The sequence below is a fragment of the Nonomuraea lactucae genome (assembly GCF_003313395.1).
GTDB lineage: Bacteria > Actinomycetota > Actinomycetes > Streptosporangiales > Streptosporangiaceae > Nonomuraea > Nonomuraea lactucae.
Window position 1 is genome coordinate 16,023 of the sequence record NZ_QNFZ01001060.1, and the last position, 16,142, is coordinate 32,164.

Annotated in this window: 12 protein-coding genes; 5 read left to right on the forward strand and 7 right to left on the reverse strand. The window is 65.1% G+C overall.

The window, feature by feature from the left end; genetic code table 11:
- Positions 1–5 precede the first annotated feature (5 nt).
- The 6 genes from DQW85_RS41900 to DQW85_RS45255 all read right to left on the reverse strand — a co-directional run bounded on the left by DQW85_RS41900 (position 6) and on the right by DQW85_RS45255 (position 2,848).
- Complete coding sequence (locus tag DQW85_RS41900; RefSeq protein WP_113705289.1) at positions 6–1,040, reverse strand: DUF2637 domain-containing protein; 1,035 nt, start codon at positions 1,038–1,040, stop codon at positions 6–8.
- Positions 1,037–1,420 carry an RRQRL motif-containing zinc-binding protein gene (locus DQW85_RS41905; protein WP_113705290.1) on the reverse strand — a complete coding sequence of 128 codons (384 nt, stop codon included), beginning with the start codon at positions 1,418–1,420 and terminating at the stop codon, positions 1,037–1,039. The genes DQW85_RS41900 and DQW85_RS41905 overlap by 4 nt, the downstream gene beginning before the upstream one ends.
- A complete protein-coding gene (locus DQW85_RS41910; RefSeq protein WP_113705291.1) occupies positions 1,420–1,953 on the reverse strand; it encodes a hypothetical protein in 534 nt (177 codons plus the stop codon). Before DQW85_RS41910 ends, DQW85_RS41905 begins: the two co-directional genes overlap by 1 nt.
- Positions 1,953–2,321 (reverse strand): WhiB family transcriptional regulator, encoded by a 369-nt coding sequence (locus DQW85_RS41915; RefSeq protein ID WP_113705292.1) that lies wholly within the window; start codon positions 2,319–2,321, stop codon positions 1,953–1,955. The genes DQW85_RS41910 and DQW85_RS41915 overlap by 1 nt, the downstream gene beginning before the upstream one ends.
- An 80-nt stretch (positions 2,322–2,401) precedes the next feature.
- Entirely contained in the window at positions 2,402–2,578 is a 177-nt protein-coding gene (locus tag DQW85_RS45250) for a hypothetical protein (RefSeq protein WP_162795807.1), read from the reverse strand.
- Between the two features lie 114 nt (positions 2,579–2,692).
- On the reverse strand, positions 2,693–2,848 hold the full coding sequence (locus tag DQW85_RS45255) for a hypothetical protein (RefSeq protein WP_162795808.1): 156 nt from the start codon (positions 2,846–2,848) through the stop codon (positions 2,693–2,695).
- A gap of 455 nt (positions 2,849–3,303) precedes the next feature.
- Here DQW85_RS45255 and DQW85_RS41920 point away from each other — a divergent pair, with 455 nt between their 5' ends.
- From DQW85_RS41920 to DQW85_RS45260, 3 genes are all read left to right on the forward strand, one after another.
- A complete protein-coding gene (locus tag DQW85_RS41920) occupies positions 3,304–4,086 on the forward strand; it encodes a GntR family transcriptional regulator (protein ID WP_113705293.1) in 783 nt (260 codons plus the stop codon).
- Between the two features lie 29 nt (positions 4,087–4,115).
- Entirely contained in the window at positions 4,116–4,958 is an 843-nt protein-coding gene (locus tag DQW85_RS41925; RefSeq protein ID WP_240197780.1) for a DMT family transporter, read from the forward strand.
- Positions 4,959–5,602: 644 nt separating this feature from the next.
- Positions 5,603–6,451 (forward strand): hypothetical protein, encoded by an 849-nt coding sequence (locus tag DQW85_RS45260; protein WP_162795809.1) that lies wholly within the window; start codon positions 5,603–5,605, stop codon positions 6,449–6,451.
- Between the two features lie 864 nt (positions 6,452–7,315).
- Here DQW85_RS45260 and DQW85_RS45265 read toward each other — a convergent pair.
- Positions 7,316–7,846, reverse strand: coding sequence for a hypothetical protein (locus DQW85_RS45265; protein WP_162795810.1), 531 nt, complete (start codon positions 7,844–7,846; stop codon positions 7,316–7,318).
- 875 nt (positions 7,847–8,721) lie between these two features.
- On the opposite strand from DQW85_RS45265, the gene DQW85_RS41930 reads away from it, so the two are divergent.
- Both DQW85_RS41930 and DQW85_RS41935 read left to right on the forward strand, forming a co-directional pair.
- Positions 8,722–14,946 carry a protein kinase domain-containing protein gene (locus DQW85_RS41930; protein ID WP_113705295.1) on the forward strand — a complete coding sequence of 2,075 codons (6,225 nt, stop codon included), beginning with the start codon at positions 8,722–8,724 and terminating at the stop codon, positions 14,944–14,946.
- A complete protein-coding gene (locus tag DQW85_RS41935; RefSeq protein ID WP_240197779.1) occupies positions 14,946–16,085 on the forward strand; it encodes a DEAD/DEAH box helicase in 1,140 nt (379 codons plus the stop codon). Before DQW85_RS41930 ends, DQW85_RS41935 begins: the two co-directional genes overlap by 1 nt.
- The last annotated feature ends 57 nt before the right edge of the window (positions 16,086–16,142 follow it).

Here is a 16,142-nt window from a genome sequence, read left to right on the forward strand (position 1 = left end):
TCCCTTCAGACGGCGGTGTGCTGCTCGGCGGGGGCTTCGGTGCGCAGCCGGGTCAGCAGCGCGCCGGCGCGGTCGGTGGAGATGGACTGACCGGTCTGCCGGATGGCCTCGCGCAGCCGGTCCCGGGTGAGCTGTTCGCCCTTGGTTTCCAGGTCGGCGGCGATCTGCCAGCCGAGCGGCATCAGGTCGTCCACGTCCGGCGGCGCTGCCCGCTTGCCGGTACCCGACGTGCGAGCGGCAGGGCGGGTGCCGGTGCGGGTGGTGCGCTTGCGCGGGGCGGGCGGCAGGGCGGGACGCGCGGGAGTGGGCGGGGTGAGGCGTTCGCTTTCGACATGGACGGGTGCGCCGGTGGGGGCGAGTTCGCCGAGGCGGTACAGGGCGCGCTCGCGACGGCTGGCCTTGAAGCGCCACAGCCGGCCGTAGCGGTCCTGTAGGTCGGTCTTGGCCAGGATGCGCTCACGCTCGCGTGCCAGCGCGTCGGGATAGGAGCGGACCTCCCACAACACCATGCGCCGCCACAGGGCGAACGTCGGGAATGGGGCCAGCAGCCAGCGGGAGCGGCGGATGCCGTCCATCCGGTCGGGCTTGGCCAGGTCGGCGCGCTTGCGGATGACGTGCGCGCCGACCTCCACGGCCACGACCCACAGCAGCGGCAGCACCGCGTGTGCCACGACGGCGAACCAGTCGATCGGGTCGGCCTGAAGGTAGGCGGCCACGTTGAGGTAGACGGTGGCGGCGGTCAACGCCCACGGGATGAACCGCAGCCAGCGCACCCGCATGCCGAGGCGGGCGAGCACGATGTCCAGCGCGGAAAACACCGCGATGCCCAGGTCGATGCCGAGGGGCACAGTGAAGGACAGCCAGCCGAACGACGGTTCGGCGGCCTCGGCGACGCGGCCGAAGCTGTTGACGAAGCCGAGCAACCCGAGCACGCCGGTTACGGCGGCGGTGACGGCGACGGCGGTGTGTTCGCCACTGGTCAACTCGCGCGGGCGGGCGCCGGCGGCAGTGATGCCAGTGGTCATGTCGGTGGGGGTCATGCGGCGGCCTCCTGTCCGCAGTCGAGGCAGGTCCCGAGGTGGCGCGGCAGCACGTAGCCGACATCGCGCGTGCACACCGGGCAGGTACGGCGAGCTTGGTTGGCCTTGGCCAGCGCGGCGCGCTGGCGCGGGCTCGGGTGGCGCTTCGGCAACGCGAACCGCACGTCGTAGAGGTAGGCAGCGCGCACGCCGGGCGCCCCGTAGCGGCGCGAGCGCCACAGCACTTGCGCCTGCACGCCCTGACCACCGGGGCGCAGCCCTTCGGCGGTGAGCTGACGCAGGGTCAGCAGATGCGGCGGGGCCATCTTCCACGGGTAGGTGGGCAGGCCGCCGTGGCTCTTGCCGGTCGGATCCCAGAAGCGGGCCAGGATGCGCGACATCACGCCACCTCCGCGAACGTGTACCGGCTGAGCAGGTGCGCGGCGAAGTAGCGAACGACATCGGCGAGGATGGGCGCATCGAGTATGGTCAGCCACCAGTCAGGCGCGGTGTCCTCGGCCAGGCCCATCGCCTTCCGGAGGTCGGCGAACGTGCCGACGCGGATCCGGGTCGGCATGCCGTAGGCCGCTTCCAGGTCGGCGGTCAAGCCGTCGCGATCGTGACATCCGCGGATGTCGAGGAAACGGCCGGCCGGGGTGATGACCCCTACGTGCGTCCACTCCCAGCCGTCCTCACGCCGTCGTTCGACCAGGCCGTATGACCAGCCGGTCACCTCGTGCAGGGCCGCCGCTAAGAGCCAGCAGTAGCCCCAGGCGAAGAACTCGTCGGCGTCGTCGTCGATCACGCCGGGACGCAGCATCGCGCACGTGAGTCCACGCCGCGTGGTGGGCTTGGACGGCCAGAACTCCACCGCGATCTGCTCGAACGGCTGGCCGGCGGCGGCCTGCTCCAGATGCGGGTAGGTGGCGGTCATCACGCCACCTCCAGACCGGACAGTCGCTGAGCGGCACGAGAGCGCATCGCCTCGTACAGCTCCGTGATCTCGGCGTGGGTGTCGATCTCGGCGGCGGTGCGGCCGGCCCAGATGCCCGAGGTCGGGCGGAGTCTCAGGGCGTACTCGTCGCACAGCACGCGCGCCGGGCAGGTGGCGCACACCTCACGCGCCACGGCCTCACGGGCGGCACGCTCAGCAGTCGTCTCGATCAGCAGGCGCGGGCCGGTGTGCAGCTCCGGGTCGTAGGTGCACTCAGGCAGCAGCGGGTCGACATCCCCGCCCCACAGCGTTTCGATCTCGGCGAGCGACATGCGAGACGGGTGGATCGGAAGGTCGGAGCGAACCATGATGGTGGTACTCCTTCGGGAGTCGAGCGGGGGCGGCTCAGGTCTTGGCGGATGAGGGCCGCCCCCGGCAGATGAAGTGGTCACTTGCTGCTGACGGCCTTGATGAACTCGGCGAACTGCTGCGCGCCGGTCACGATCGCCTCAAAGGCCCACTTGCACGCCACGGCAGCGCCCTGCGGGTCGGTGAAGAGGTAGATGACAAAGCCGATCAGGACCAGCGACGGCAGGAACCGGCCGACGCTCTTGGCAGGCTGCATGGAAAGCTCCCATGGGTAGGTGAACCCGGCAGAGCAGCCGGAGCGCCCCGGCAGGGAGTCGAACCCTTGCCTGCGACCATCGGGGCGAAAGCGGAAAGGCCAGACCGGTCGTGGTCAGCCGGGGGCCACCTCGACATAGACCCGGACACTGGGTTGGGCAGGAGCCGAAGGGCACAGCCCTTTGATCGCGGTGATGGAGAACGTCTCGCGCAGGGTCAGCACGGCGTCGGCTACCTCGGCAGGCGTTCCGGTCAGTCGGATGGACAGCATCAGCACTCCTTTGGGTGGGCTGTGACAGAGGCGAGAGGCGTGGGTGCCCTGGCAGGGAGTCGAACCCTGCCTGCGACCATCAGGGCGAATCGAAGGGGCGTGGCCCGAGGCAACCAACCCCAGGCCACGCGGTGTATGGAAGATCAAAAAGTGCAGGGGTCGATGCCCCATGCGGGCCGCCTTTTCAATGGGAGGCGGTGGCCCTTGTCGTCGCTATTGAGTTCTCAAAAGATCAGGTGCGACAGCCCGTCGGCGCGCGGCTTGCGCCGCCTTCCCAAGTCTTCCGGCTGTGCTTGAACTGGCTTGAGCCAGTTCGTCTATGGCCTGATTGAAACTGGCTCAAGCCAGTTGGTCAAGGGCTTAGACCAAGAAGTTCGGCATCAGTGGCCTGAGCCAGTAGGCTAAGTGGCGTAAGCCAGGGCAAATAGCTCTGCGTGACCGCGAGGGAACCTTTGATGAACGATCACGAGGAACGCGAAAGCGTGCGCCGCCCGCCGAGCAAGCGCATCGCCGATGAGCTTCGCCAGGCAATCGAGTCGGGAGAGCTGACGCCAGGCGCGAAGCTGCCGTCCGAACGTGACCTAGCCGCCCACTACGGCACCGCGCGCAACACGGCACGAGAGGCGGTCAGGATCCTGACCGACGCAGGTCTTGTGATCGCGGAACATGGTCGGGGGGCCTACGTGCGCAAGCCTCAAGCCCTCATCCGGCTGGGCAACGATCGTTACTCGCCGAAGTATCGCGACGCTGGACTGTCGCCCTTCCTGCTGGAATGCGCCAAGCAGGGCAAGACGGGCCGGTTCGAGGTCTTGAGCATCGAACGCGCCACACCGCCGACTGAGGTAGCGGGCCGGCTCGATGTCTCCGAGAAGACCAAGTCTGTTCTGCGACGTGAGAACGTCTTCTGGGCGGACGATGACCCGGTCCAGCGAGTGACCACCTACATCCCGTGGGCGATCGCTACGGGCACGGGTCTCCTACAAGAAGAGGTCCCCCATCAGTACGGCATCCACGGAGTGCTGGAAGATCGGGGCCACGTGATGGCCCGCATCCGCGAAGAGATAAATGCGCGCATGCCACGGGCTGACGAGGCGCGACATCTGCGACTGCCCCCGGGCGTGCCGGTTATCGATGTGCTCCACACCAGCGTTGACCAGAAGGGGAAGGCTTACGAGGTGACCCGGTTCGTCATGCGGGCGGACATGTCTGGCCTGCTCTACGACGTGCCTGTCGAATGACTCGTGTCGGCATTGGGGGCGCCGCACGGGTGCTGGCGTTGGCCCTGCTGTGGGGATCAGGGTTCCTATGGATCAAGATCGCTCTGTGGGGCCTCTCCCCCACGCAGGTCACGCTGACCAGACTGCTCTTGGGGGCGATTGTGCTGGTGGCGATCGTCTATAGCCAGCGACTAAGACTCGCATCTGGGCGATACCTTTGGGCACACCTCGCCGTGGCTGCCCTATTCGCCAATGCGGCTCCCTACCTGCTATTCGCCGTAGGCGAGCAGACAGTCTCATCCTCGGTGGCGGGCATCATTAACTGCACCACCCCCTTGTGGACCATGCTTCTTGCATATGCCTCAGGTCATGACCGAAAGCTCGGTACAGCTCGGCTTCTCGGCCTGCTCATGGGCTTTGTAGGCACGCTCCTGATCTTTGCCCCCTGGTCCTCGGGCAACCAGGTTGTCTCCTGGGGGGGACTAGCCTGTCTCGGCGCCTCTCTGTGCTATGCGATCAGCTACCTCTACATGGACCGTTTCCTCGTTAACCGAGGGTTGCCCCCGTTGGTGCTTTCAGCCAGCCAACTGATCGCAGCATCAGGTCTCATGGTCCTGGCACTGCCGTTCGAGGGTCTGCAGGCGATCAAGCCTCGTCTGGATGTGTTGGTTGCCATCGTCGTTCTCGGCTTCCTAGGCACTGGAATGGCGTACGTGCTCAACTACAGGATCATCCAAGATGACGGCCCCGTGCTCGCATCGACCGTGACCTACCTCCTCCCGATTGTGGCCGTGATCCTTGGCTGGTTGGTGCTCGCTGAAGTGCCTACCCTCCTTTCGCTAGGTGGCATGGCCGTGGTCCTGGCCGGCGTCGCCATGACACGGGTCCCGTAGCCGGAACCACCAAGACTTCGGGTAAGTTAACCGGCCTTCGGGAGGCGACAGACAGAGTTACGTCCGTTCGGTTACTGTCCGAGGTTATGGCTAAGGGCGACGACGACGAAGCCCCTCCCGTTTGCGGGACCTGCCTCGGGGCGGGTGGCGAGTGGATCGAGCTCAACGGCAAGAAGGGCCAGGAACGAAAATGGGTTCAATGCACAGCATGCAACGGAACCGGGCGTAGGTGACTGATCCAATCGCCTGCCCAGAGTGCGAAGGGCGCAAGGGTCAGCGGCTTGGCGAACTTTTCCTAGCCTGTCGATTCTGCGGCGGTTGCGGCTGGGTCGGCGGCAGCAATGAGCCGGCCGAACGAAGCGACCAACCGCCGCCCGCACCGCCACCAGCCTGGGCGCACAAGGTTTGGCGGGATCCATGGATCGCCTCCGCCATCTCCTGTCGCCTATGCCTCGGATCCAAGAAGGTCTCTCATGTGGACGAGGAAGCAGGCACCCTGGTGACCGTTCCTTGTAAATGTGTTGACGGCCAAGGCCGCTAGTGGGCGGCTATCCGACAGCATCACGGCGTACAACTCATCAGTTCTGGTGCCCGAGCATGCACTTAGTCCAAGAAATCGAACTAATCAATCAAAGAGGGTCACAGTGCTCGCCGTTGAGGATACCGCGTCAGGCTTAGACATTGCGGCATTCATAGTTTCTGCTATTGCCATATTTGTGGCCATCGCTGTAGGAAGATACGCTCGCCAACAGGCAAATGCTGCGATTGATCAGGCCGTCGAGGCCGGTAAGCAAGCCGATTCAGCCAATGACCAAGCGCTTTCTGCTAGAGAGCAGGCAGACATAGCCAATCGACAGCTAGCCCTGTCAGAGCAAATCCGTCGAGAGCAATCAGAGCCCTACATCACTGTTGATATTGTGCCGTCACCAATTGTGAGCTGGGTATTTCTCTTGGTGATCGAAAACATCGGTCCAACCATGGCCCGGAATGTCCGCATTACCTTCAACCCGCCGATCCAAAGGGTCAGAGATAGCGATGGCCGTGGTGCACTCCCGATGGCCGAAGCCTCAATGTTCCGCGAAGGGATTGCACTCATGCCCCCAAGAAGGAGGATAGAACTCTTCTTCGATCGCACATTCGACCTCGTTCCCTCCGACTTGCCAAAGACCTATACGGTAACCGTGGAAGCCGATGGGCCATTTGGCGCCGTAGAGCCCCTGACTTATAAAATTGATCTCAACATGTACGACGAGGGATATGATCGAATCAGCCCCAAAAATCTCCACGATGGCGTACAGACGCTCGACAAGATTCTCACTGAGATCAAAAAAATTCGGACAGAGATCACTAATCAGAGAGCTAACGAAGTGGCCGGATTGAGCAGCCTCGGCGATACCCAGCCGGAGGAGGTAGGAACTCGCACGCTACGTGCAACGTTAGCGGCCGTTCTGCGGAGGGTTCTAGCACGCACCCATACCCCGCACGAGAGGTAGGCCCGGCATGTCATGCCTGACTCCGAGCGGTGGCGCTGACCACATCGTGACCAGCATGACGGAATTGGTCGCAACCGACTCCAGGGAGAGGCACTGAGAGCATTATAGGACGACGAAATAGACATTTCTCAAAGCCACTAATTGCTTGCCATCAATATTCTTTGAAGAACGGCGAGCATTATTAGCCATATGCATACCGACAGGGTAACTCGATGATACCCAAGGCGAATCGCCAGCGGAGATATCTTGCGTCGATGCGTGAAGGCGCAGCATCCCAGTCGCCGTACTTTTCTCTGAAAAGAGAAGAGCGCTACCAGCATGGATATACCCACGACGGGCGTTATGCCAACAATGAGGATTAGCAGCGGCTTGAGCTGAATAAAGATCGCTTGGGCTGCAATTGGTAGGATCGTAAGTACTGGCCACAGGGCGGCCAGCCATAGAATCGGTCGCAGTATGGCGAAAGAAATGGCCGGATATCCGTAGGGAGCTAGCGTGCGATGGATTTTGGCAGTTACAGCATCCGATCGTTTAGTTCTTTTTAATGCAAGCGTGTAGGCACCTCTATATCCTAGGTTTATCGACATTTTGGGATTCGAGCAAAGGATTTTTAGATCTTGAAGCTCCCCGTAAGATGCGTCATCGAGATCCTCTACACCTTTAGGTGCACGAGAGCCCTTCGCATATAGCTGTGGACCTGCCTTCATTTCCTTAAGTACTACAAGAAGGTCACGGACTGCCTGCGTATCAATTTTATAAGTTCCGAGCCGAACAAGATGGCTCCGATCCTCTATTGGCGTATTGTCGACATGTCTCCTGAGAGGACTCATTGGGCCTCCGCGAGGCAGTTGGCAACCTGAGCGTTTATTTGGGCAAATTCAGTATCACTACAAGCGCTGAGATCGCGGCCGTGATTGTGCCACCTACTATCCCGGACGCCGCCACCATTGCGACATCTTTTCTAATCCCCCTCCATTGAGTCATCTTATCCTTGCGCCACCTTCGTATAACATATGCAGATCCATGCGTGTACTGTCTGACGATGAGCATTATATTCACTATTGCAATCATGGTGAAATAGAGGATCAATCGAGCAGCTTGGAAGTCGTCGGGATACCGGATGATATACCAGCCATATAGGGCATAGAAAAGTATGGATGTAGTTACTATGGCTACAAAGAGAGGGTGAACGACCAAGGGGACTTTAAATGCTCTGGTGAATAACCAGACATTGTCTACTAGTTTTTTCGCGGCCACCTTCTTGTCTCGGGTGGAAACTTGTGCCCCACCTAGATATAGCTCTACAACAATCATTGGTTCTGCAGTTTTTATCGTGACGTAATATTTCTCCTTTTTTCGCGCTTCCAGTAGGTCCTCAACACCAGTCTCAGCCACGCAGTCACCTGCCCACAACTCAACCGCTCTGCATTCAGCGCGAAGATACATGAGAAGATCATCTAGATCCTCAAAATGAAGGCGCAGGCGCCCTAAGTTGCGAACATAGCCGCGTTCCGGACTTGAGTTACGATCAAGAGGCGACACAAACTCCATGGTAGGCGTAAGGACACAGTTTGGGGAGTTCTACCTCCTGGAGCACTGCGATCGAGGACAGGGCATGTATGCATGGGGGGTAACCTAGCTGCTCATACTCTGAACTTTGTTTTCTAGCAAGGCCCACCGTTCCGAAGGGCGGCCCTGTGTGGCACGCTGACGGCCGTTCTGCAATGGCTCCAAGCCTTACCCTCGGACGGTAGCGACAGCCGACACAGAGCCATTCAATCTTGATCGTTACCCAATGCTCACCCAATGGGGTCAGCATGGCGACGTGCAAACCATGTTGTCGCTGGTCAAAGACATGACATAGCTACAACGGAAGTCGGCCTCATAATCCGTGGGTCGTGGGTTCAAGTCCCACCCGCCCTACTTTCCAGTTCCGCATTCGACCTGGGGTTTCACGGTTCTCGTCGGCCTCGGATCGCGTTGTTGATCATGGTTAGTTGCTCGGTGGTTGCTCTTGTGTAGGGACCGTGTATCCCGGTAGATCATTTAGACGATCACCGTCAGCTCAGACCCCAGAGATGACCATCCGAAGATCAAGCCGGAAAGCCTGCTCGCGTCGCACTTCAGGCCGGCAAATAGCCCTCAACTAGGGACCTCAGCCCCTCGCCATCATATTCGTTGACTCAGTTAACACTCACCCCATACCAAACCCACGCCAATGCGTGTACGGTAGCGCTAGTGATCATCGTGCGCAGGGCGAGGAGCTTACGGTGAACGTAGACGTGGTGGCGGGCCGGTTCCGACTGCTGACTCCCCTCGGCAAGGGGAACATGGGAGAGGTCCACCGGGCGCAGGATCTCCATGATGACAACGCCGCCGTCGCCGTCAAGCTGATCCTCCGCAGCAGGTCTGGAACGGTCCTGGACTCACGGTCCGATGCCAAGGCCGTGCAGCGGTTCGACCGCGAGGTGCGCATCATGCGCAGGCTCGAGCATCGCAATCTGCCCCGCACGATCGCCGGCGGCGTCGACTCCTCTGGCCTGCCGTACCTGGCGATGGAGCTCTTGGACGGCGAGTCCCTCACCGACCTCGTCACCGAGCACCCACAGCTCCCCGTCTCCTGGGCCGCCGCCCTGGGAACGCAGATGGCCGATGCGCTGTCCGCCGCTCACGGCGTCGAAGTCGTCCACCGCGATCTCAAGCCGAGCAACGTGATGCTGCTGCGCGGCGGCCTGGTCAAGGTCCTCGACTTCGGCGCGGGCCGGATCATCGGGGACGTCGAGCACAGCAAGATCACCAGCACGGGGGTCACGGTCGGCAGTGCCCGCTACATGGCCCCTGAGCAGTTCCGCGCTTCGACCGTCACCCCGGCGGCCGACCTGTACGCCCTGGGCTGCTTGCTGTACGAAATGCTCACCGGTGTCCCGCCGTTCCACAGTGAGTCCGCCTACGACCTCGCCGAGAAGCACCAGAAGGAGCAGCCGCCGCCCATCAGCCTGCTCCGCTCCGACGTCCCGCAGGACCTCACACGCCTGGTGGAGCGGTTACTCGCCAAGGACCCGGCCGACCGCCCCGCCGACGCGGTCACCGTCCGGGAGGCGCTGCTGCCACTCGTAGTAGGGACGGCGAACGTCCCCGGCTGGTCCGAGTTCGACCCGGTGGCCTGCCTCAAGGCCAGGCCGGCCGATCAGGTGCAGGCTCCCGCCCCGGCACCGGAGTCGCGCCACACGGGAGCCGGCATGGACGTCTTCGGCGTCCACCAGCAACTGCTCAAGGACTACAGGGCGTTCACCGAAAGTGGCACGACCATCCGCGACGGCCGGATCGCGGCCTTCGTCGAGGACAACCTGGACGCCAAGTCCCAGTGGCCCGATCCGTGGGTGTCGCTGAACCCGTTCTTCAAGTCGGGCGGCACAGTACTGGAGGCGTCCCAGAACGGCACCCTGCACCCGGAGTGTGCCCGCATCTTCCAGGTCGGCAAGACCGAGGACGGCACGGAGTGCGACGGCCGGCCGCTGACGCTCCACCAGCACCAGCTCGAAGCCATCAGGACCGCACAATCCGGCAGTTCGTACGTGCTCACGACCGGCACGGGCTCGGGCAAGTCCCTGGCCTACATCGTGCCGATCGTCGACAGAGTGCTCAGGCAGCGTGACCAGGAGGGCCCGAAGGCGCGTAAGCGCGTGCGCGCGATCATCGTCTATCCGATGAACGCCCTGGCCAACAGCCAGCTCAAGGAGCTGGAGAAGTATCTGCGGGACGGTTACGGCGCCGGCCGGGAGAAGGTGCGCTTCGCCCGCTACACCGGCCAGGAGGACGAGGCCGCCCGCAAGAAGATCCGCGACGATCCCCCGGACATCCTGCTCACCAACTACGTGATGCTGGAGCTGATGCTCACCCGGCCTGAGGACCGCAGGTCGCTGATCAGAATGGCCGAGGGGCTGGAGTTCCTGGTCTTCGACGAGCTGCACACCTACCGCGGCCGGCAGGGCGCCGACGTCGCCCTGCTCATTCGCCGGGTGCGTGACGCCTGCCGCGCCACGAGCCTGCAGTGCATCGGCACCTCCGCCACCATGGCCACCGAGGGCACGGCCCAGGACCGCCGCGACGAGGTGGCCCGCATCGCGACGACGCTCTTCGGCACGCCGGTCGACGCCGCGAACATCATCGGTGAGACGCTGGTCCGCGCTACCGGGGAGCCCCCGCAGACGGTGCCGGTCGAGCGGCTGACCGCGTCGGGGGCGCCACGCGCGTACGAGGGCCTCGTCAGGGATCCCCTGGCACGCTGGATCGAGACCCGCTTCGGGCTCGCCCTCGACGAGGAGGGCCGGCTGGTCCGCCAGCAGCCCGCCAAGATCGAGGATGCCGCGGCCGAACTGGCCGAGGCGAGCGGTCTGGACGCGGACACGTGCGCGGAGGCGATCCGGGCCACGCTGAAGGCCGGATCGGAGGCATGCCACCCGCTGACCGGCCGCCCGCTCTTCGCCTTCCGGCTGCACCAGTTCCTGTCCAAGGGCGACACAGTGCACGTCACGCTCGAGGACGAGTCGAGCCGTCATCTGACCCGCGACTACCAGCTCTACCAGCCGGGCACCGACGGCAAGATCCTGCTGCCGCTGGCCTTCTGCCGCGAGTGCGGCCAGGAGTACCTGACCGTGTGGCGCTCGGAGAAGAACGGCAAGACCGTGTACGAGAACCGCCGCGAGACGGCCGCCACTGGCGGCAGCGGCGAAGACGGCTACCTCTACGTCGACTCCACCCATCCGTGGCCGTCCACCGTCGAGCAGGCGATGAAGGACCGCCGGCTACCCGAGTCCTGGCTGGAGTTCGACGCGCACGGCGGGGAAATGGTGCGGGACTCGTACCGGCCGAGGATTCCCCGCCTCGTCACCGTTGACCCGTACGGCGTGGAGGGGCAGGGCGAGCTGAAGGCCGCGTTCATCCCGGCGCCGTTCCTGTTCTGCCTGCACTGTGGGGTGAGCTACGAGCAGGTACGTGGCAAGGACTTCGCCAAGCTGGCCCGCCTCGACCAGGAAGGGCGTTCCTCGGCGACGTCGCTCATCTCCGCCTCGATCGTCCGCTCGCTCAAGGAGGTGCCGGCCGAGACGTTGAAGAAGGAAGCCCGCAAGCTGCTGACGTTCGTCGACAACCGGCAGGACGCCTCCCTGCAGGCGGGGCACTTCAATGACTTCGTCCAGATCACCCAGCTTCGCAGCGCGCTTTACCACGCGGCGACGGCCGCGGGCGAGGAGGGCATCCGGCACGAGGACCTGGCTGCCCGTGTCTCCGGGGCGCTGGGGGTGAGCCCTGGAGACTACACCGCAGGCGATGATCCGCCGCCGATGATGGCCGCGAGCGCGGCGAAGACGCTACGGGACGTCATCGCCTTCCGTCTCTACCTGGATCTGCAGCGGGGCTGGCGCGTCACCATGCCCAACCTGGAGCAGACGGGCCTGCTGGTCATCGACTACGCGGACCTCGACTGGCTGGCCGGCAGGGACGAACGGTGGAGCGATGTCCGTCCCGAACTGCGCCAGGCCGAGCCGGGGCAGCGCGCCGAGATCATGCGTGCGTTGCTGGACGAGATGCGCCGGTCGCTGGCCATCGACGTCGAGTACTTCCGGGAGGACTTCGACAGCCTGCAGCGCGCGAGCGAGGAGCGGCTGAAGGATCCGTGGCGGCTGGCCGGCGGCGACCGGCCGAAGGTGAGTACCGCCTACCCGCAGGGCTCCCGCCCCGGCATCGACCGTTCCGGGCTGTTCCTGTCAGGGAGGGGCAAGTTCGGCAAGTACCTGCGGCGGATCCACTTCCCCAAGGTGTCGGCCGACGACGCCCAACGGATCATCGCGGACCTGATGAAAGTGCTGGCCAAGGCGTACCTCCTGACGACGGTCGAGGTCGCACCGCAGCGGGCCGGCCGGTACCGCCGCCCTTCCGGCCCGCCCGTCACCGGTTACCGCATCGCCGCCGCCTGCCTCATCTGGCGGGCAGGCACCGGCGAGAGCGGCACACACGACCCGCTGACCCGCACCTACGCCAGCGGCGACGGCCCGCGCGTCAACGTCTTCTTCCGCGACCTCTACCGCGACACGGCCGCCGCCCTCGTCGGCCTGTCGGCCCGCGAGCACACCGCGCAAGTGTCCCCGCAGGACCGGGAGCAGCGCGAGGAGGACTTCCGCAAGGCGGAGCTCAAACTGCTCTACTGCTCCCCCACCATGGAGCTGGGCGTGGACATCTCCGAACTCAACGCGGTCATGATGCGCAACGTGCCGCCCACGCCCGCCAACTACGCCCAGCGCAGTGGCCGGGCGGGCCGGCAGGGGCAGCCGGCGCTGGTCACCACCTACTGCGCCACCGGCAACAGCCACGACCAGTACTACTTCCGCCGCTCCGACCGCATGGTGGCCGGGGCGGTCCGCCCGCCACGGCTGGACCTCGCCAACGAGGACCTGGTCCGCTCACACGTCCAGGCCATCTGGCTGGCCGAAACGGGGCTCAGGCTGGGCAACAACATCCCGACGCTCATCGACCTGAGCTACGACGAGGGCGCCCGCCGCCCGAACCCCGATCTGCTCCTGCACGCCTACGTCGAAGCCGACGTCCGTGATCAGGAAGCTCGCCGGCGCGCGGTGGCGGCGGCCCACAATGTGCTCGACGGGGTGCTGCCCGGTCCCGGTGAACCGCCCACCTGGTGGCACGACGAGTGGATCGAGGAGCAGGTGCGCCGCGCTCCCGAGGGGTTCGACCGATCCTTCGACCGCTGGCGCGACCTGTTCAGGGCGGCCTTGGCCGACCAGGCCGAGCAGAACCGGCGGCGCCTGGACCACACGCTCACCGACCGCGACCGCAAGATTGCCGAGCTGCAGCGCAAGCAGGCCGAGACCCAACTCGACCTGCTGAAGAACGAGAGCGTGGACAGCCGGTCGCTGCTGTCGGACTTCAACCCGTACCGCTACCTGGCCAGCGAGGGCTTTCTGCCCGGCTACTCCTTCCCGCGTCTCCCACTGGCGGCGTACATCCCGACGACGGGGCGGCGCTACGGCGACGGCGACTACCTGCAGCGTCCCCGTTTCCTGGCGATCAGGGAGTTCGGGCCCGGTGCGCTGATCTACCACGAGGGCAACCGCTACCAGGTGGAGCGCATCCAGCTGCGTCCCGACGCCTCGGGCGAGGTGGTGACCACCGAGGCGCAGCGCTGCGCCGGTTGCGGCTACCACTATGACTCGGGCGACCGCGCCGACAAGTGCGACGTGTGCGACGCGGCACTGCCCACGCCGACGCGCGGCCTGCTCCAGTTGCACACCGTCTACACCCGGCGGCGGGAGCGGATCTCCTCCGACGAGGAGGAGCGGCGCCGCGCGGGCTTCCGGCTGGTGACCTCCTACCGCTTCAACGATCACGGGCGGCGGACGGGCCGCCGTGACGCGCTCCTGGCCGACGCCGCCGGGAAGCTCGCGACGCTCTCGTTCGGCGACTCCGCCACCGTACGCATCTCCAACATGGGACGCCTGCGCGCCAAGAAGGACGAGCCTGACGGTTTCTGGCTCGACCCGGCCGACGGCCGCTGGCTGAACGAGCAGGCGGCGGCCGACGCCTCCGGCGACTCCAGCGAGATGCCGGTGGTCGACGCCGACGGCAACGAGAAGCGTCAGCGCAAGCGGGTCATCCCGTACGTGCAGGACACCCGTAACATCCTGGTGCTCAAGCTCGATGAACCTCTACCCGTGCCGGTCGCGCTCTCATTGATGTACGCGCTGGAACGCGGTATCGAAGCCGCCTTCGAGCTGGAGGACTCGGAGTTGACCAGCGAGCTGCTGCCGCCCAACGAGGGGCCGCGGGATCGCATGCTCTTCACCGAGGCCGCAGAGGGCGGCGCCGGCGTGCTCCGGCTGATGCAGTCGGAGCCGGGTGCGCTGGCCCGCGCCGCCACCGAAGCGCTGGAGATCTGTCACTTCGCCCCTGACGGCACCGACCGCGGCGGCCCCCGCCCCGACCGGAAGTGCGCCCACGGTTGCTACGACTGCCTGCTCACCTACGGCAACCAGCTCAACCACACCGACATAAACCGGCACTCGGTCCGGGACCTGCTGCTGCGCCTGGCCGCCGCCGAGGCCAGGCCGACCGGGCGCGGCGAGAGCCGTACCGAGCAGCTGAACCGGCTGGCGGACCAGTCGGAGAGCGGGCTGGAGCGCGACTTCCTCGCCTGGCTGAAGCAGCAGGGTCTGCGCCTGCCCGACGAAGCGCAGACGTTCATCACCGAGGCGCTGGCCAGGCCCGACTACGTCTACCGGCTGCCCGGTGTCAAGCTGGCGGTCTTCGTCGACGGCCCGGTCCACCAGGACGCGGTGGTCGCCGAGCGGGACGCCGAGGCCGAGGAGCGCCTGTTCGACCAGGGCTGGGACGTCATCCGCTTCTCGCACGACGCCGACTGGGCGGCGGTCGCGTCCCAGAACGAGCGCTACTTCGGAACCATGACGACACGAGGAAACAGTTGATGCCCGCCTACTCCGCCGGCTCCCTGGTCTCGGCCAGGGGCCGCGACTGGGTGGTGCTCCCCGAGAGCGCCCCCGACATGCTGGTGCTGCGCCCGCTGGGCGGCTCCGACGACGACGTCGCCGCCGTCTTCCCGGCGTTCGAGGACGTGGTCAGCGCCAGCTTCGCACCGCCCTCGCCGAAGGATCTGGGCGACCAGCACGCCGCCGGGCTGCTGCGCTCGGCGCTGCGCATCGGCTTCCGCTCGGGCGCGGGGCCGTTCCGGTCGCTGGCGGGGATCGCAGTGGAGCCGCGGGCGTACCAGTTGGTGCCGCTGATGATGGCGCTGCGGCAGAAGACCGTCCGCATGCTGATCTCCGACGACGTGGGCATTGGCAAGACCGTCGAGGCCGGGCTGATCGCCGCCGAGATGCTCGCCCAGGGCAGCGCGGAGCGGCTGGCCGTGCTCTGCTCACCGGCGCTGGCCGAGCAGTGGCAGGAGGAGCTGCGGACGAAGTTCGGCATCGACGCCGAACTCGTCTTAGCCAGCACGGTCTCCAAGCTGGAGCGGGGCCTGGACCTGGGGCAGTCGCTCTTCGACCGGCACCGCCGGGTGATCGTCTCCACGGACTTCATCAAGTCCACCCGGCACCGCGACGACTTCGTCCGGCACTGCCCCGACCTGGTGATCGTGGACGAGGCGCACACCTGCGTGGCGGCCGACGACGGCACCTCCGCCCAGAACCAGCTCCGCTTCGAGCTGCTGCAGCGGATCGCCAAGAAGCCAGAGCGGCACCTGCTCCTGGTGACCGCGACCCCGCACAGCGGTAAAGAGAGCGCCTTCCGCAACCTGCTGGGCCTGCTCAGCCCCGAGTTGGCCTCGGTCAAGCTCGACTCGGACGCCGGGCGGCGACTGCTTGCCCAGCACTTCGTGCAGCGCAAGCGGGCCGACGTACGCCAATTCCTCACCGTGAACGACGGCCTGGCCGACGACAGCCAGCGCGAGGACACATCCTTCCCCTCCGACCGCTACTTCAAGGACGAGACCTACCGCCTCTCCCCCGCCTACCGGGCGTTACTCGAAGACGCCATCGCCTACGCCAGCGAACGAGTGTCGGCGGCGGGCGAGCAGGGCAAGCGGGGTATCCATTCAGGCCTGTGATTGATCAGGCGTTTTGTGGTGGCATCCAGGGGGTTCCGGCCAGGGCCTCGCGGAGGG

Coding starts and splice junctions, on each gene's coding strand:
- DQW85_RS41900 (WP_113705289.1), bottom strand. CDS start 1,040: ATGACCCCCACCGACATGACCACTGGCATCACTGCCGCCGGCGCCCGC.
- DQW85_RS41935 (WP_240197779.1), top strand. CDS start 14,946: ATGCCCGCCTACTCCGCCGGCTCCCTGGTCTCGGCCAGGGGCCGCGAC.
- DQW85_RS41920 (WP_113705293.1), top strand. CDS start 3,304: ATGAACGATCACGAGGAACGCGAAAGCGTGCGCCGCCCGCCGAGCAAG.
- DQW85_RS45255 (WP_162795808.1), bottom strand. CDS start 2,848: ATGCTGTCCATCCGACTGACCGGAACGCCTGCCGAGGTAGCCGACGCC.
- DQW85_RS41905 (WP_113705290.1), bottom strand. CDS start 1,420: ATGTCGCGCATCCTGGCCCGCTTCTGGGATCCGACCGGCAAGAGCCAC.
- DQW85_RS45250 (WP_162795807.1), bottom strand. CDS start 2,578: ATGCAGCCTGCCAAGAGCGTCGGCCGGTTCCTGCCGTCGCTGGTCCTG.
- DQW85_RS41910 (WP_113705291.1), bottom strand. CDS start 1,953: ATGACCGCCACCTACCCGCATCTGGAGCAGGCCGCCGCCGGCCAGCCG.
- DQW85_RS41915 (WP_113705292.1), bottom strand. CDS start 2,321: ATGGTTCGCTCCGACCTTCCGATCCACCCGTCTCGCATGTCGCTCGCC.